The sequence below is a fragment of the Candidatus Palibaumannia cicadellinicola genome, from assembly GCF_002855795.1.
GTDB classification, from domain to species: domain Bacteria; phylum Pseudomonadota; class Gammaproteobacteria; order Enterobacterales; family Enterobacteriaceae; genus Baumannia; species Baumannia cicadellinicola_C.
Genome location: NZ_NJPO01000047.1, coordinates 1 through 13931 on the forward strand (window position 1 = coordinate 1; position 13931 = coordinate 13931).

General features: G+C 35.3%; 28 protein-coding genes and 2 tRNA genes. 2 read left to right on the forward strand and 28 right to left on the reverse strand.

From position 1 onward, the window contains the following. The first annotated feature begins 36 nt into the window (after positions 1-36). Both CEX73_RS00870 and CEX73_RS00875 read left to right on the forward strand, forming a co-directional pair. Positions 37-108, forward strand: a tRNA-Gly gene (locus tag CEX73_RS00870). Positions 109-123: 15 nt separating this feature from the next. Beyond that, positions 124-201, forward strand: a tRNA-Thr gene (locus tag CEX73_RS00875). Positions 202-251: 50 nt separating this feature from the next. Here CEX73_RS00875 and rplQ read toward each other — a convergent pair. From rplQ to rpsJ, 28 genes are all read right to left on the reverse strand, one after another. Further along, on the reverse strand, positions 252-626 hold the full coding sequence (gene rplQ / locus CEX73_RS00880) for a 50S ribosomal protein L17 (protein WP_101626737.1): 375 nt from the start codon (positions 624-626) through the stop codon (positions 252-254). A 53-nt stretch (positions 627-679) separates the two neighbouring features. Continuing rightward, the gene (locus CEX73_RS00885; protein ID WP_101626738.1) at positions 680-1669 is read right to left on the reverse strand and encodes a DNA-directed RNA polymerase subunit alpha; all 990 of its coding nucleotides are present in this window, start codon (positions 1667-1669) and stop codon (positions 680-682) included. 25 nt (positions 1670-1694) lie between these two features. Continuing rightward, positions 1695-2315, reverse strand: coding sequence for a 30S ribosomal protein S4 (gene rpsD / locus CEX73_RS00890; protein ID WP_101626739.1), 621 nt, complete (start codon positions 2313-2315; stop codon positions 1695-1697). Between the two features lie 36 nt (positions 2316-2351). Continuing rightward, entirely contained in the window at positions 2352-2741 is a 390-nt protein-coding gene (gene rpsK / locus CEX73_RS00895) for a 30S ribosomal protein S11 (protein WP_101626740.1), read from the reverse strand. Between the two features lie 16 nt (positions 2742-2757). Continuing rightward, positions 2758-3114 carry a 30S ribosomal protein S13 gene (gene rpsM, locus CEX73_RS00900; RefSeq protein WP_101626741.1) on the reverse strand — a complete coding sequence of 119 codons (357 nt, stop codon included), beginning with the start codon at positions 3112-3114 and terminating at the stop codon, positions 2758-2760. Positions 3115-3179: 65 nt separating this feature from the next. Next, positions 3180-3296 (reverse strand): 50S ribosomal protein L36, encoded by a 117-nt coding sequence (rpmJ, locus tag CEX73_RS00905; RefSeq protein WP_101626742.1) that lies wholly within the window; start codon positions 3294-3296, stop codon positions 3180-3182. A 46-nt stretch (positions 3297-3342) separates the two neighbouring features. Beyond that, on the reverse strand, positions 3343-4662 hold the full coding sequence (gene secY / locus CEX73_RS00910; RefSeq protein WP_101626743.1) for a preprotein translocase subunit SecY: 1320 nt from the start codon (positions 4660-4662) through the stop codon (positions 3343-3345). Positions 4663-4670: 8 nt separating this feature from the next. Then, positions 4671-5105 carry a 50S ribosomal protein L15 gene (rplO, locus tag CEX73_RS00915; protein WP_101626744.1) on the reverse strand — a complete coding sequence of 145 codons (435 nt, stop codon included), beginning with the start codon at positions 5103-5105 and terminating at the stop codon, positions 4671-4673. Between the two features lie 3 nt (positions 5106-5108). Continuing rightward, the gene (gene rpmD / locus CEX73_RS00920; RefSeq protein ID WP_101626745.1) at positions 5109-5288 is read right to left on the reverse strand and encodes a 50S ribosomal protein L30; all 180 of its coding nucleotides are present in this window, start codon (positions 5286-5288) and stop codon (positions 5109-5111) included. Between the two features lie 4 nt (positions 5289-5292). Continuing rightward, entirely contained in the window at positions 5293-5793 is a 501-nt protein-coding gene (rpsE, locus tag CEX73_RS00925) for a 30S ribosomal protein S5 (protein WP_101626746.1), read from the reverse strand. 9 nt (positions 5794-5802) lie between these two features. Further along, positions 5803-6162, reverse strand: a complete 360-nt coding sequence (rplR, locus tag CEX73_RS00930; protein WP_101626747.1) for a 50S ribosomal protein L18 — start codon at positions 6160-6162, stop codon at positions 5803-5805. A gap of 14 nt (positions 6163-6176) precedes the next feature. Continuing rightward, positions 6177-6710: a 50S ribosomal protein L6 gene (gene rplF, locus CEX73_RS00935; protein WP_101626748.1), complete on the reverse strand. Its 534-nt coding sequence runs from the start codon at positions 6708-6710 to the stop codon at positions 6177-6179. Positions 6711-6723: 13 nt separating this feature from the next. Continuing rightward, a complete protein-coding gene (gene rpsH / locus CEX73_RS00940) occupies positions 6724-7116 on the reverse strand; it encodes a 30S ribosomal protein S8 (protein ID WP_101626749.1) in 393 nt (130 codons plus the stop codon). Between the two features lie 36 nt (positions 7117-7152). Next, a complete protein-coding gene (rpsN, locus tag CEX73_RS00945) occupies positions 7153-7458 on the reverse strand; it encodes a 30S ribosomal protein S14 (RefSeq protein ID WP_101626750.1) in 306 nt (101 codons plus the stop codon). A 33-nt stretch (positions 7459-7491) separates the two neighbouring features. Then, positions 7492-8031, reverse strand: coding sequence for a 50S ribosomal protein L5 (gene rplE / locus CEX73_RS00950; RefSeq protein ID WP_101626751.1), 540 nt, complete (start codon positions 8029-8031; stop codon positions 7492-7494). A gap of 12 nt (positions 8032-8043) precedes the next feature. After that, positions 8044-8358, reverse strand: coding sequence for a 50S ribosomal protein L24 (rplX, locus tag CEX73_RS00955; protein ID WP_101626752.1), 315 nt, complete (start codon positions 8356-8358; stop codon positions 8044-8046). Positions 8359-8368: 10 nt separating this feature from the next. Then, the gene (gene rplN, locus CEX73_RS00960) at positions 8369-8740 is read right to left on the reverse strand and encodes a 50S ribosomal protein L14 (protein ID WP_101626753.1); all 372 of its coding nucleotides are present in this window, start codon (positions 8738-8740) and stop codon (positions 8369-8371) included. Between the two features lie 114 nt (positions 8741-8854). Beyond that, a complete protein-coding gene (gene rpsQ / locus CEX73_RS00965) occupies positions 8855-9109 on the reverse strand; it encodes a 30S ribosomal protein S17 (protein WP_101626754.1) in 255 nt (84 codons plus the stop codon). 1 nt (position 9110) lies between these two features. Beyond that, positions 9111-9311 (reverse strand): 50S ribosomal protein L29, encoded by a 201-nt coding sequence (rpmC, locus tag CEX73_RS00970; protein WP_101626755.1) that lies wholly within the window; start codon positions 9309-9311, stop codon positions 9111-9113. Then, entirely contained in the window at positions 9311-9721 is a 411-nt protein-coding gene (gene rplP, locus CEX73_RS00975; protein ID WP_101626756.1) for a 50S ribosomal protein L16, read from the reverse strand. Before rplP ends, rpmC begins: the two co-directional genes overlap by 1 nt. Before the next feature lie 12 nt (positions 9722-9733). Beyond that, positions 9734-10432, reverse strand: coding sequence for a 30S ribosomal protein S3 (rpsC, locus tag CEX73_RS00980; RefSeq protein WP_101626757.1), 699 nt, complete (start codon positions 10430-10432; stop codon positions 9734-9736). Between the two features lie 16 nt (positions 10433-10448). Continuing rightward, the gene (rplV, locus tag CEX73_RS00985; protein ID WP_101626758.1) at positions 10449-10781 is read right to left on the reverse strand and encodes a 50S ribosomal protein L22; all 333 of its coding nucleotides are present in this window, start codon (positions 10779-10781) and stop codon (positions 10449-10451) included. A gap of 48 nt (positions 10782-10829) precedes the next feature. Continuing rightward, positions 10830-11108 carry a 30S ribosomal protein S19 gene (gene rpsS / locus CEX73_RS00990; RefSeq protein ID WP_101626759.1) on the reverse strand — a complete coding sequence of 93 codons (279 nt, stop codon included), beginning with the start codon at positions 11106-11108 and terminating at the stop codon, positions 10830-10832. A gap of 26 nt (positions 11109-11134) precedes the next feature. Beyond that, positions 11135-11956 carry a 50S ribosomal protein L2 gene (rplB, locus tag CEX73_RS00995; RefSeq protein ID WP_101626760.1) on the reverse strand — a complete coding sequence of 274 codons (822 nt, stop codon included), beginning with the start codon at positions 11954-11956 and terminating at the stop codon, positions 11135-11137. Next, positions 11953-12258 carry a 50S ribosomal protein L23 gene (rplW, locus tag CEX73_RS01000; protein ID WP_101626761.1) on the reverse strand — a complete coding sequence of 102 codons (306 nt, stop codon included), beginning with the start codon at positions 12256-12258 and terminating at the stop codon, positions 11953-11955. The genes rplB and rplW overlap by 4 nt, the downstream gene beginning before the upstream one ends. Further along, on the reverse strand, positions 12255-12860 hold the full coding sequence (gene rplD / locus CEX73_RS01005; protein WP_101626762.1) for a 50S ribosomal protein L4: 606 nt from the start codon (positions 12858-12860) through the stop codon (positions 12255-12257). The genes rplW and rplD overlap by 4 nt, the downstream gene beginning before the upstream one ends. Positions 12861-12870: 10 nt before the next feature. Then, on the reverse strand, positions 12871-13506 hold the full coding sequence (rplC, locus tag CEX73_RS01010) for a 50S ribosomal protein L3 (RefSeq protein ID WP_101626763.1): 636 nt from the start codon (positions 13504-13506) through the stop codon (positions 12871-12873). A 22-nt stretch (positions 13507-13528) separates the two neighbouring features. Continuing rightward, positions 13529-13840, reverse strand: a complete 312-nt coding sequence (rpsJ, locus tag CEX73_RS01015; protein ID WP_101626764.1) for a 30S ribosomal protein S10 — start codon at positions 13838-13840, stop codon at positions 13529-13531. Positions 13841-13931 lie beyond the last annotated feature (91 nt).

A 13931-nucleotide genomic window follows, 5' to 3' on the forward strand; every position in this document is an offset into this window, starting at 1 on the left:
CTCCCAATATACATATCAGCGATATGTATATTGGGAGCGGGCATAGTATAATGGTTATTACGTCAGCCTTCCAAGCTAACTATGTGGGTTCGATCCCCACTGCCCGCTCCCAATATACATATCGCTGATATAGCTCAGTTTTGGTAGAGCACACCCTTGGTAAGGGTGAGGTCGGCAGTTCAAATCTGCCTATCAGCACCACATATTATTTATATTTTAATATATACCGATATACAGCTATAATCAGTTACTTATTTATCTATCGTAGTAATGCGATCAACAAGCTCGATATATGCCATCGGGGCATTGTCACCAGTACGAAAACCGCATTTGAGAATGCGAGTATAACCCCCAGCACGGTTGACAAACCTTGGACCTAACTCATTAAACAGTTTTGCTACTATTTGATTAGATCTAATGCGAGCAAATGCCAAACGACGATTTGCGATGCTATCAATCTTAGCAAGTGTAATTAGTGGTTCAACAACACGAGGTAGCTCTTTTGCTTTTGGTAAAGTAGTTTGAATAATTTCATTAATGATCAAAGATTTCGCCATGTTACGGAACATAGCTTTAAAATGACTACGATTACGGTTGAGTTTACGACCAATTTTACGATGTCGCATTACCTTATCCTTATCTTATGTTAATGTATACATTATTAATAATATGATTATGACTAATCATCAATAAAACCGGCAGGAGGCCAGTTATCAAGACGCATACCTAAAGATAAACTACGAGAAGCTAACACGTCTTTAATTTCAGTAAGAGATTTCTTACCAAGGTTAGGTGTTTTTAGTAACTCTACTTCAGTACGCTGTACTAAATCACCTATATAGTGAATAGCTTCTGCTTTAAGGCAGTTAGCAGATCGTACAGTTAATTCTAGATCATCTACTGGTCGTAATAGAATCGGATCAAATTCAGGTTTCTCTATTTTTACTTCTGGCTGACTAATATCACGTAAGTCAACAAACGCTTCTAGTTGTTCAGCAAGAATCGTTGCAGCACGACGAATAGCTTCTTCAGGATCGATCGTACCATTTGTCTCGATTTCTATAATTAGTTTGTCTAAGTCGGTACGCTGCTCAACTCGTGCGGCTTCTACATTGTAAGAAATTTTTTCTACAGGGCTATAACATGCATCTACTAGTAAACGACCAATCTGATGCTCATCTTGTTCTAAATACATTCTAGCAGATGCTGGTACATAACCACGTCCACGTTGAACTTTGATACGCATATTAATCGATGCATTTTCGTCAGTTAAGTGGCATAATATATGCTGTGGTTTAATAATCTCAACATCACTATCATGAATAATACTAGCTGCAGTAACTGGTCCAATTCCAGATTGACTCAGAGTTAAGATGACATCTTCTTTATTTTGAACTTTTACGGCCAGTTCTTTTAGGTTTAGTAAGATTTCGAGAATATCTTCTCGTACACCTTCTTTTGTGCTATATTCATGTAAAATACCATCAATCTCAACTTCGGTTACCGCCCATCCTGGCATCGATGAAAGCATAATACGGCGTAGAGCATTACCTAGAGTATGACCGAAGCCACGTTCTAGTGGCGCTAAGGTAACCTTAGCGTGTGTCAAACTAATTTGCTCAATATCTACCAAATGTGGTTTTAAGAATTCTGTAACAGAACCCTGCATGGTGTCCTCTCTTTAGTACTACGCTTTACTTAGAGTAAAGCTCTACGATCATATGTTCATTAATATGCGCGGACAAATTAGTACGTTCTGGAATGCATTTTAATACTCCTTGCATCTTAACAACATCTACCTCAAGCCAGGTAGGCTTTTCACGCAACTCAGCTATTTCTAATGATGCACGAATACGAGATTGTTTTTTAGCGTTATCACGTATGCTAACAATATCATTAATAGTTACTTGGTAGGAGGCAATGTTAACAACACGTCCATTTACCATAATAGCTTTATGGCTTACTAATTGACGTGATTCAGCACGAGTAGCACCAAAACCCATGCGATAAACAATATTGTCTAAACGACTTTCTAACAACAGTAATAAGTTTTCACCGGTATTACCTTTAATACGGGCTGCTTTTTTGTAATAATTACGGAATTGACGTTCTAGTACGCCGTAGATACGGCGTACTTTTTGTTTTTCACGTAATTGTAAGCCGTAATCAGAAATACGTAGTTTACGTGCTCCATGTTGACCAGGAGGTTGCTCAGTTTTACATTTAGAATCTATCGGACGAACACCAGACTTCAGAAAAAGATCTACGCTTTCACGGCGACTAATCTTGAGTTTAGGGCCTAAATATCTTGCCATGTTTTTTACTCAATTTATCTAAAATAAGTAAGGTAATTATACTCGACGTTTTTTCGGTGGACGACAACCGTTATGTGGTATCGGAGTTACATCTGTAATATTAGTTATACGAAAACCAGCTGCATTTAATGCTCTAACAGTAGATTCACGACCTGGACCCGGGCCTTTAACCATTACTTCTAAAGTTTTAATACCATACTCTTTAACAGCTTCAGCGCAACGCTCTGCTGCTACCTGTGCTGCAAATGGAGTAGACTTACGAGAACCACGAAAACCAGAGTGACCGGCTGTTGTCCAACTTAACGTATTACCTTGACGATCAGTAATCGTAACAATAGTATTATTAAAAGATGCATGAATATGTGCGATACCGTCTAAAATTTGTTTTTTAATACGCTTACGTGCGGAAATAAGTGCTTTAGCCATTATGTTTTTACCTTTATTATTTTTTTATTGGCTTACGTGGCCCTTTACGAGTACGGGCATTAGTTTTAGTACGTTGACCACGGACAGGAAGACTACGACGATGACGTAAACCACGATAAGTCCCAAGGTCTATTAAACGTTTGATACTCAAAGTAACTTCACGTCGTAAATCTCCTTCAACAACAAACTTTGCAACTGCATCACGCAGTATGTCAATTTGTGCTTCAGATAACTCACTAAGCTTAACATTTTTAGCAATACTTGTCGTTTCGCAAATCCACTGCGATCGCTTTATGCCGATACCGTAAATCGACGTTAATGCAATCACAGTATGTTTGTGATCAGCGATATTAATGCCTGCTATACGTACCACTATGCACTCCTAATCATGTTAAAAACATTTGTTTGATTTGATTAAATTATTATTTTCACGTGAGATTAACCTTGGCGTTGTTTATGCTTAGGTTCAGCGCTACAAATTACCCGAACAACACCATTACGCTTAATAATTTTACAATTACGACATAATTTTTTTACGGAAGCACGTACTTTCATTTTCATTCTCCGTAACTTAATCAAGTTTACTTGATTAAGAGTTTACTTATTTTAAATTTGCTTTTGTTAATGTGGAATCATATTGATGAGACATCATGAGTGTTTGTATTTGAATCATAAATTCCATGATAACTACAACAACAATCAATAAAGATGTTCCTCCAAAATAAAAAGGCACATTCATTGCGTTCCGCATAAACTCAGGTATCAAACAAACTACAGTCATATAAATAGCACCAACTAAAGTAAGATTAGTCGTAACTTTATTAAGATATCTTGCTGTTTGTTCTCCTGGACGAATACCTGGAACAAATGCCCCAGATTTTTTTAGATTATGGGCGGTTTCGCGAGTATTAAAAACTAATGCTGTATAAAAAAAACAGAAGAATATAATTGCAGACGCGTATAGTAAAATATAAAGAGGTTGACTAGGTTGCAAATAAATCAAAAAAGTATTTAACCATCCCCAACCTGTACTACGACTAAACCATGATGCTATAGTTGCCGGAAATAGAATGATACTCGCAGCAAAAATAGCTGGAATAACGCCAGCCATATTCACTTTGATAGGCAAATGTGTATTTTGAGCTGCATAGACGCGACGTCCCAGTTGACGTTTCGCATAGTTAACAACTATACGACGTTGACCACGTTCAACAAAAACAGCAATAAATGTTATGGTAAAAACCATTGCTAGAATTAATATTAATAACAACAATGGTAAATCACCTTGTCTCGCTTGTTCTATGGTTTGTACCATGGCTGATGGTAGACCGGCAATAATACCAGCAAATATAATAATAGAAATACCATTGCCAAGACCTTTTTCAGTAATCTGATCTCCTAACCACATTAAAAACATAGTACCACATAGTAAGCTAACAACTGCTGTTAAGTAAAATGAAAAACATGGGTTTATTATAAGACCATGCATTTCAGACATATTAGGTAAGCTAGTAGCTATAGCAATAGACTGAAATATTCCTAATAATAATGTACCATAGCAAGTATATTGTCTAATTTTACGTCTACCAGACTTTCCTTCTTTTTTCAGATCTGCTAATGGAGCAGAAATAACTGTTAGTAACTGAATAATAATAGACGCAGAAATATGCGGCATAATGCCTAAAGCAAAGATAGAAGCTCGATTAAGTGCACCACCAGAGAACATGTTGAACATTTCAACAAGGGTACCGCGCTGCTGTTCAAGTAATTTTGTAAGTATAGCAGTATTTATTCCAGGAACAGGAATAAAAGAACCAATGCGAAAAACAATTAATGCTCCGATCACAAAAAAAACTCTACGTCTTAATTCACTTAACCCACCTTTTGCAATTTGCAAATGTAATTTTGGTTGTTTAACCATCCGCTATTTCATTCCTCAATTTTTCCACCAACCGCTTCAATCGCTACTCGTGCTCCTTTACTTACACGTAAGCCATGCACTGTAATTGCACGTTTAATTTCACCAGATCTGATAATTTTTGCGAACTTTACATTTGTTCGAATAATTTTAGCCGCTTTCATCATATCTAAATTAATCCAATCACTTTTAACTTTGGCCAAATCAGAAATACGAATTTCTGCAGTAACCATAGCTTTACGCGAAGTAAAACCAAATTTGGGTAAACGACGATGTAGAGGCATCTGACCACCTTCGAAACCACGATGTATACTACAACCTGAACGAGATTTTTGACCTTTATGACCACGACCACTAGTTTTACCTAAGCCTGACCCAATACCACGACCTTTACGTTTAGATTGATGTTTTGCCCCTTGAGAGGGAGATATAGTATTTAATCGCATCGATTACTTTTCAACCTTAATCATATAGGAAACTAAAGCAATCATACCTCGTATTGCCGGTACATCTGCACGTTTAACAGTATGACCAATACGACGCAAGCCTAAACCAACCATAGTTGCTTTATGTTTCGGTAAACAACCGATAGAACTACGCGTTTGAGTTATTGTAATGGTTTTTTCCATTGATTTACCTCTGAATCTCTTCAACTGATTTACCGCGTTTAGCAGCTATCATTTCAATAGACTTCATATTATGAAGAGCATTTATAGTTGCTCGAACTACATTAATTGGATTGGTAGAACCATAGGTTTTCGCTAACACATTACGAACACCTGCTACTTCTAAAACAGCACGCATAGCCCCACCGGCAATAATACCAGTTCCTTCTGAAGCAGGTTGCATAAATACACGTGACCCGGTATGCACACTTTTTATGGGATGTTGCAAAGTTCCGCTATTGAGTGCAATACTCATTATATTACGTCGTGCTTTCTCCATAGCTTTTTGAATCGCAGCCGGTACTTCACGTGCCTTACCATAGCCAAATCCAACGCGACCATTACAATCACCAACAACCGTAAGTGCCGTAAAACTAAAAATTCGTCCACCTTTGACGGTTTTCGATACTCGGTTTACTGCAATTAGTTTTTCTTGCAGTTCACCAACGTGTTTTTCTATGTGTGCCATATGATAATCCTAAAACTGTAGTCCCTCTTTTCGGGCAGCATCTGCTAATGCTCGTACTCTACCATGATATAGGTATCCAGAACGATCAAAAGAGACATTATGAATACCTTTTTCTAAAGCTCTTTCTGCTAGTTTTTTACCTACTGCTTCTGCTGCATTTTTATTACTAGTATTCTTTAACAGCTGTGCAATGTTTTTTTCTACCGTAGATGCTGCTATAATAACTTCAGAACTATATGGTACAATTATTTGTGCATAAATATGACGTATAGTGCGATGTACTACTAAACGAGTAGTATTTAACTTTTGTAGCTTGCTACGTGTACGAGTAGCACGACGAAGACGAGCTATTTTCTTATTTTTATCCATTAAGGTACCTTACTTTACTTTTTTTTAGCTTCTTTAGTACATACTACTTCTTCAGCGTAACGGATACCTTTACCTTTATAAGAATCAGGATTACGATAATGATGTAGATCTCTTGCTACTTGACCTAGTGCTTGTTTATCAGCACTTTGTAAAATAATTTCTGTTTGGCTCGGACATTTTGCAGTTACACCTATCGGTAGGGTATAATCGATACGATGAGAAAAACCTAAAAATAAACTCACAATATTATTTATAATAGTGGCACGGTAACCTACACCTATTAGCTGCAATTTTTTCGTAAAACCTTTTGTTACACCAATAACCATATTATTTATTAGAGCGCGGGTAGTACCTGCAAGCGCCCAACCATTCATATAGCCTTCACGTGGACAAAAAATTAATTTATTAGCAATTTGCTGAATTTGTACAGCTTTATGTATATGACTAGTTAACTCATAATTAATACTGTTTATAATAATATCCTGGCCGTTAATTTTTACTTTTACGTTAGTAGGAATTATGATAGGCGATTTAGCAATACGAGACATGCTAGTCTCCCAATTAAGCTACATAGCAAAGAATTTCACCACCAAGACCAGCCTGGCGAGCGTGACTATCAGTCATAATACCCTTAGAAGTTGAAATAATTGCAATACCCATACCTCCCATTACTTTCGGTAGAACTTTTCTTCTTTTGTAAATACGTAAACTAGGACAACTAATACGCTGAATATTTTCTATCACAGGTTTTCCTTGAAAATATTTTAGTACAAGTTTTAATATGGGTTTAATATTATTTGTTACTTCATAGTCGTTAATAAATCCTTCTTCTTGAAGAAGATGAGCAATAGCTACTTTAAGCTTAGAGGAAGGCATCAGTACAATATTTTTTTGTACTGTTTGACTATTACGAATACGAGTTAACATATCTGCTATAGGATCTTGCATACTCATTTAGTATTTCCATCATTAAGTTAGTGCTTATATTAATTACCAGCTAGCTTTTCTTAAACCTGGAATTTCTCCACGCATCGCAGCTTCGCGTACTTTAATACGGCTTAAACCAAACTTTCGTAAGAAAGCATGCGGCCGACCTGTTTGACTACAGCGATTTCGTTGACGAGATGGGCTAGAATCTCGCGGTAGTTTTTGTAGCTTGAAAACAGCATCCCAACGTTCTTCAGTAGAAGAATTGACATTTAATATAATTTGTTTGAGTTTAATACGTTTAGTAAATAATTTTGTTGCTAACATAACTCTTTTAATTTCACGTACTTTGATAGACTGTTTAGCCATTAGTGAGTTATACCTTTTGATGTGATAAAAATATTATTTGCGAAATGGAAAATTAAATGCTGCTAATAAAGCATGTCCTTCATGATTAGATTTGGCTGTTGTTGTGATGGTAATATCCATACCACGAACATTATCAATCTTATCATAAGTTATTTCAGGAAATATAATTTGTTCACATATACCTATGGTATAGTTACCATGCCCATCAAATGATTTTACGGAAAAACCACGAAAATCTCTAATACGAGGTACCGCAATCATAATTAGTTTTTCAAAAAACTCCCACATACGTTTTCCACGTAATGTAACTTTACAGCCTATAGGATAACCCTGACGAATTTTAAAGCTAGCAATAGACTTACGTGCTTTAGTAATTAGTGGTTTTTGACCGGAAATAGCCATTAAATTAGCTACAGCGTGATCTAGTATTTTTTTATCAGCTATTGCTTGACCAACACCCATATTAAGAGTAATTTTTTCTATTTTTGGAACTTGCATAATTGAATGATAGCTAAAATGGTTCATTAAATGAACCATCACTGTTTTTTGATAAAAATCTTGTAATCTTGCCATTTTTACTCCAAACTAATTAATAATTTCGTCATTAGATTTAAAAATACGTACTTTTTTACCATTTTCCGTTCTAAACCTAATACGATCTCCTTTATTAATAGCAGTATTGAAGAGAGCAAGATTTGAAATATGAATTGTTGCTTCTTTTTCGACAATGTATCCTGGCTGATTCATAGTTCGTACCGATTTGTGATGTTTTTTAATTATATTAATACCAGAAACAATGGCTCTACCAGTGGTAAAAACTTGTTTTACTTTTCCACGTTTACCTTTATTTTTGCCAGTTAAGATAATTACTTCATCATGACAACGAATTTTAGCTGCCATTATTTACTCCTTAAAGTACTTCTGGGGCTAAAGATATAATCTTCATAAATTTTTCAGTACGTAGCTCACGAGTGATTGGTCCAAACACTCGTGTACCAATAAGTTGTTCATTAGTATTGTTTAACAATACACAAGCATTGCCATCAAAACGAAAAAAAGACCCGTCAGGACGACGTACACCTTTTTTAGTACGTACTATCACCGCTTTCAGAACATCTCCTTTTTTTACTTTGCCTCGCGGAATTGCTTCTTTAATAGTAATTTTTATTATATCGCCTATACCTGCGTAACGACGACGAGAGCCACCTAGAACCTTGATACACATTACACGACGTGCCCCAGAGTTATCAGCTACAGTCAGCATAGTTTGTTCTTGGATCATATCGTGCTCCAATATTAGGTTTTAATTATTATGTGATATATATTAAAAAAATAAACGGTTCATTTTGTGAACCGTTAGGTCTTTTTAATTAAAGATACTTCTTAATGTTAAAAACTATTGAATTGCTTGTTCTATTATACGGATAAGCATCCAAGACTTAGTTTTAGAAATAGGACGGCATTCTCTAATTTCTACTAGATCACCAATCTTACTACTATTATTTTCATCATGTACATGAATTTTGGTTGTTCGTTTTATATACTTACCGTATATCGGATGTTTAATAAAACGTTCAATAGCTACAACAATAGATTTATCCATTTTATCGCTAGTTACACGACCTTGTTTAATACGAATATTATTACTCACATTATATACCCGTATTTTTAGTTTTTTCTGTTAATAATGTTTTAACACGTGCAATATTTTTACGTACTATTCTTAAAAAGTGCGTGTGCTTTAGCTCATTATTAGCGGCTTGTATACGTAAATTAAATTGCTCACGAAGTAAATTAAGTAATTCTATGCGTAGTTCTTTAATATTTTTGTTACGCAACTCTTGTGTTATCATTATATTATCATCTTATATACAAAAGTAGTTTTTATTGGTAATTTTGCTGCTGCTAATTGAAAAGCTTCGCGAGCTAATTCTTCTGTTACTCCGTCAATTTCATATAATACTTTTCCTGGTTTGACTAATGCAACCCAATTTTCCACATTACCTTTACCTTTTCCCATACGTACTTCTAGTGGTTTTTCCGTAATAGGTTTATCGGGAAAAATACGAATCCACATTTTTCCTTGACGTTTAACTGCACGTGTTATTGTACGACGTGCCGCTTCTATTTGACGAGCGGTTAAACGACCACGGTTTATAGCTTTTAAACCGAAAGTACCGAAGTGAACATTTGCACCTAATGCTAAACCACGGTTACGACTTTTTTGCATCTTACGGAATTTTGTTCGCTTTGGCTGTAACATTAGCGATGTTCCTCACTTACGGTTTTTACGTTGCTGATTTTTTGGTTGAACAGATAATTCTGGTTGTTCAACTTTCATCATACCATCTAAAATTTCACCTTTAAATATCCAAACTTTTACTCCTATAACACCATAAGTAGTATGTGCTTCAGATATGCTATAATCGATATCTGCACGTAGAGTGTGTAAAGGTACACGACCTTCACGATACCATTCTGTACGTGCTATTTCCGCCCCACCTAAACGACCGCTAACTTCAACTTTAATTCCTTTAGCACCTAAACGCATAGCATTTTGTACAGCACGTTTCATAGCACGACGGAATATCACACGACGTTCTAGCTGTGAAGCAATGCTTTCAGCAACAAGTTTGACATTTAATTCCGGTTTGCGTACTTCAGTAATATTAATCTGTGCTGGAACACCAGTGATTTTTGCTATTGATTGACGTAGTTTTTCAATATCTTCACCTTTTTTACCAATTACAATACCTGGACGTGCAGTATGAATAGTGATACGAATGCTTTTAGCTGGACGTTCAATAACTACTTTTGAAATAAAAGCTTTTGATAATTTACTTGTAATTAGTTCACGAACTTTAAAGTCACTATTTATATAGTGAGCGAATTCTTTAGTATTGGCATACCAAGTAGAGTTCCAGTGTTTAATAATTCCTAACCGGATACCATAAGGATGCACTTTCTGACCCATTACTAATCTCCTGATTTTAATGATCAGATACGAAAATTGTAATATGGCTAGTACGCTTTACAATATGATCTACTCGACCTTTAGCACGAGGCATAATACGTTTTATGCTAGGTCCAACATCAATAAAAATTTTTGTTACTTTAAGATGATCAATATCCGCACCATCGTTATGGTCAGCGTTAGCAATAGCAGATTTTAGTACTTGTTTTATCAAATGAGCCGCTTTTTTGTTAGTATAAGTTAAAATGTCTAATGCTTGCGATGCTTTTTTACCACTAATTAATTTTGCTACTAAACGTAATTTTTGAGCTGAAGAACGAGCGTGATGATGTTTAGCAACTGTTTCCATTTGTTATACCTTGCATTCTATAGTACTTTACTTAACATGTGACTTAACTTAACGTTTTTTAGCTTTTTTATCAGCTGTATGGCCACGATAAGTCCTTGTGGGAGCAAATTCACCAAGTTTGTGACCAACCATTTCATCAGCAATAAAAATAGGCACATGTTGTCGTCCATTATGAATCGCGATAGTTAAACCTATCATTTGGGGAAATATTGTTGAACGACGAGACCAAGTACGAATAGGTTTTTTATTACCAGTTTTCACCGCTTTCTCTACTTTCTGCAGTAAATGCAGATCTATGAAAGGACCTTTCTTGAGAGAGCGTGGCATGAATAAATCCTCTAATAATTATTTAGCTAATAGCTACGATGATGTACAATAAATTTGTTAGTTCGTTGATTATGACGCGTTTTTTTACCTTTAGTTTTAACACCCCACGGAGATACTGGGTGTTTACCAAAATTCTTACCTTCGCCTCCACCATGAGGATGATCAATAGGATTCATAGCAGTACCACGAACTGTTGGACGAATACCACGCCAACGATTTGCACCAGCTTTACCTAAGACGCGTAGCATATGTTCAGTATTACCTACTTCACCTAAAGTAGCACGGCATTCAGAATTAATTTTACGTATTTCACCTGACCGTAAACGTAATGTAACATATTTTTCATCACGTGCTATTATCTGAATATAAGCCCCAGCAGAACGCGCTAATTGACCACCTTTTCCTGGTTTTATTTCTACATTATGTACAGTAGAACCTAGCGGAATATTTCTCATTGGTAGAGTATTACCAATTTTTATTGCGACATTATTACCAGAAATAATTGGGTCACCTACTTTTAATCCTTTAGGTGCTAAAATATAACGACGTTCACCGTCTCGGTATAATAGTAATGCGATATTAGCTGAACGATTGGGATCGTACTCTATACGTTCTATGATTGCAGGAACGCTATCTTTATTACGTTGAAAATCTATTATACGATAACGTTGTTTATGTCCACCACCAATATGACGTGTAGTAATGCGACCATTATTATTTCTACCACCAGATTTACTAATAGTTGTTAGTAACGGAATAAAAGGTTTTCCATTGTATAGTTCAGTATTAACTACTTTTACTACATGACGTCTAGCAGGAGAAGTGGGTTTACATTTAATTATAGTCATTGCTTTAAGCAGCTCATAAGGTCTAAATCATGCTTATCTTTTAGGGTTATGTAAGCTTTTTTCCAATTCTTACGAAAACCAAAATTTCGTCCGTGACGTTTCATTTTACCCTTAATTATGACAGTACGTATTGCTTGTATTTTAGCTTGAAATAATTGATAAATAACATGTTTAATTTCAGCTTTAGTAGCATTTTTAGCTACTTTTAAAACAATAATATTATTTGTTTTGGTTAGCAAAGATACTTTCTCAGAAACATGCGGGGCACGTAGTACTTTTAGTATACGATTTTCAGATATCATGCTAACCTTTCCTCAAGTTTTTTTACGGAATCTACTGTGAAAACAACTTTATCGAAAGATATTAAACTCATTAAATTAATGTTTGTAACATTATTAATCTTTACTTTATAAAGTTTACGTGCTGCTAATAATAAATTTGAATCTAATTTACTTATTATTATTAATACACGTTCTAATTCCATATTTTTTAGTTTATATGCTAATAACTTAGTTTTGGGTGCTTCAATCGAAAATTCTTTAACAATAATTAAGCGTTTTTGACGTACTAATTCCGACAAAATACTGGTTAAAGCTCCACGATACATTTTTTTATTAATTTTTTGGCTATAATCTCGCGGTTTAGCAGCAAAAGTGACACCACCAGAACGCCAAATAGGACTTTTAGTCGAACCAGAACGTGCACGTCCTGTACCTTTTTGGCGCCATGGTTTTTTATTAGAACCTCTTACTTCAGCTTTATTTTTTTGAGCAGAAGTTCCTTGTCGTCCACATGCTGCATATGCCACAATAACCTGATGTATCAACGGTTCATTAAAATCCCGCCCAAAGATGGTTTCGGAAACAGACAACGCATTTTGCGTGTCTTGTAATACCAATTCCATTCTGATCTCCTTAATGTGAGAACTTTATAGCTGGTTTTATCATTAGATCACTACCTATTGCTCCTGGAATGGCACCTTTTACTAATAGTAAATTACGTTTTAAATCAATACGTATGACATCTAAACTTTGAACAGTAACGCGTTTATTGCCCATGTGTCCTGCCATTTTTTTATTTTTAAAGACTTTTCCTGGAGATTGATTTTGACCAATAGAACCTGGTACTCGGTGAGATAATGAGTTACCATGGCTAGCATCTTGAGTATGAAAATTCCAACGTTTAACAGTACCTGAAAATCCTTTACCTTTAGAAATTCCTGTTACATCAACTTTTTTGATATTAGTTAATTCTTGAACTGTTATGCATTGTCCAATAGTTATATTATGGTTATTTTTAATACGAAACTCCCATAAACCACGACCTACTGTAACTTCTGCTTTAGCAAAATGCCCAGCTTCTGGTTTAGTAATTTTATTACTCTTTTTCTTGCCAGTAGTTACTTGTAAAGCACTATATCCATCTTTTTGAAGCGATTTCACTTGAGTAACTGTATTTACAGTAATTTCTATAACTGTTATAGGTATAGCAATACCATCTTCAGTAAAAAGACGAGTCATACCTATTTTACGTCCAATTAAACCTTTCATTCATTTGGACTCCTTAACTGAATTAACCTAAACTGATTTGAACATCAACCCCAGCAGCTAGTTCTAAACGCATTAAAGCATCAACAGTTTTTTCCGTTGGTTCAACGATATCAACTAAACGTTTATGAGTATGAATAACATATTGATCTCTAGCATCTTTATTAACATGTGGAGAAATTAAAATGGTAAAGTGCTCTTTACGTGTTGGTAATGGAATAGGACCATGTACTTGAGCACCGGTACGTTTAGCAGTATCAACGATTTCTGCAGTTGATTGATCAATTAAACGATGGTCAAACGCTTTTAACTTAATACGAATTCTTTGATTTGGCATTATACCAGCGCTCCAAAAATAACAAATACTTAATTGATATTTACATATCAAGGTGATTGATTGTTTTTAACTAGTTTCAAGTAATATATTT

Bases quoted from the DNA above. Each gene is read 5' to 3' on its own strand.
- rplD (WP_101626762.1), bottom strand. From the start codon at position 12,860: ATGGAATTGGTATTACAAGACACGCAAAATGCGTTGTCTGTTTCCGAA.
- rplC (WP_101626763.1), bottom strand. From the start codon at position 13,506: ATGAAAGGTTTAATTGGACGTAAAATAGGTATGACTCGTCTTTTTACT.
- rplO (WP_101626744.1), bottom strand. From the start codon at position 5,105: ATGCGATTAAATACTATATCTCCCTCTCAAGGGGCAAAACATCAATCT.
- rpsC (WP_101626757.1), bottom strand. From the start codon at position 10,432: ATGGGTCAGAAAGTGCATCCTTATGGTATCCGGTTAGGAATTATTAAA.
- rplN (WP_101626753.1), bottom strand. From the start codon at position 8,740: ATGATCCAAGAACAAACTATGCTGACTGTAGCTGATAACTCTGGGGCA.
- rpmD (WP_101626745.1), bottom strand. From the start codon at position 5,288: ATGGAAAAAACCATTACAATAACTCAAACGCGTAGTTCTATCGGTTGT.
- rpsK (WP_101626740.1), bottom strand. From the start codon at position 2,741: ATGGCTAAAGCACTTATTTCCGCACGTAAGCGTATTAAAAAACAAATT.
- rplX (WP_101626752.1), bottom strand. From the start codon at position 8,358: ATGGCAGCTAAAATTCGTTGTCATGATGAAGTAATTATCTTAACTGGC.
- rplV (WP_101626758.1), bottom strand. From the start codon at position 10,781: ATGGAAACAGTTGCTAAACATCATCACGCTCGTTCTTCAGCTCAAAAA.
- rpsD (WP_101626739.1), bottom strand. From the start codon at position 2,315: ATGGCAAGATATTTAGGCCCTAAACTCAAGATTAGTCGCCGTGAAAGC.
- rpmJ (WP_101626742.1), bottom strand. From the start codon at position 3,296: ATGAAAGTACGTGCTTCCGTAAAAAAATTATGTCGTAATTGTAAAATT.
- rplF (WP_101626748.1), bottom strand. From the start codon at position 6,710: ATGTCTCGTATTGCTAAATCGCCTATCATAATTCCTACTAACGTAAAA.
- rpsH (WP_101626749.1), bottom strand. From the start codon at position 7,116: ATGAGTATGCAAGATCCTATAGCAGATATGTTAACTCGTATTCGTAAT.
- rpsN (WP_101626750.1), bottom strand. From the start codon at position 7,458: ATGGCTAAACAGTCTATCAAAGTACGTGAAATTAAAAGAGTTATGTTA.
- rplP (WP_101626756.1), bottom strand. From the start codon at position 9,721: ATGTTACAGCCAAAGCGAACAAAATTCCGTAAGATGCAAAAAAGTCGT.
- rpsS (WP_101626759.1), bottom strand. From the start codon at position 11,108: ATGCCACGCTCTCTCAAGAAAGGTCCTTTCATAGATCTGCATTTACTG.
- rplQ (WP_101626737.1), bottom strand. From the start codon at position 626: ATGCGACATCGTAAAATTGGTCGTAAACTCAACCGTAATCGTAGTCAT.
- rplR (WP_101626747.1), bottom strand. From the start codon at position 6,162: ATGGATAAAAATAAGAAAATAGCTCGTCTTCGTCGTGCTACTCGTACA.
- rplB (WP_101626760.1), bottom strand. From the start codon at position 11,956: ATGACTATAATTAAATGTAAACCCACTTCTCCTGCTAGACGTCATGTA.
- rpmC (WP_101626755.1), bottom strand. From the start codon at position 9,311: ATGATAACACAAGAGTTGCGTAACAAAAATATTAAAGAACTACGCATA.
- rplE (WP_101626751.1), bottom strand. From the start codon at position 8,031: ATGGCAAGATTACAAGATTTTTATCAAAAAACAGTGATGGTTCATTTA.
- rpsJ (WP_101626764.1), bottom strand. From the start codon at position 13,840: ATGCCAAATCAAAGAATTCGTATTAAGTTAAAAGCGTTTGACCATCGT.
- secY (WP_101626743.1), bottom strand. From the start codon at position 4,662: ATGGTTAAACAACCAAAATTACATTTGCAAATTGCAAAAGGTGGGTTA.
- rpsE (WP_101626746.1), bottom strand. From the start codon at position 5,793: ATGGCACACATAGAAAAACACGTTGGTGAACTGCAAGAAAAACTAATT.
- rplW (WP_101626761.1), bottom strand. From the start codon at position 12,258: ATGATATCTGAAAATCGTATACTAAAAGTACTACGTGCCCCGCATGTT.
- CEX73_RS00885 (WP_101626738.1), bottom strand. From the start codon at position 1,669: ATGCAGGGTTCTGTTACAGAATTCTTAAAACCACATTTGGTAGATATT.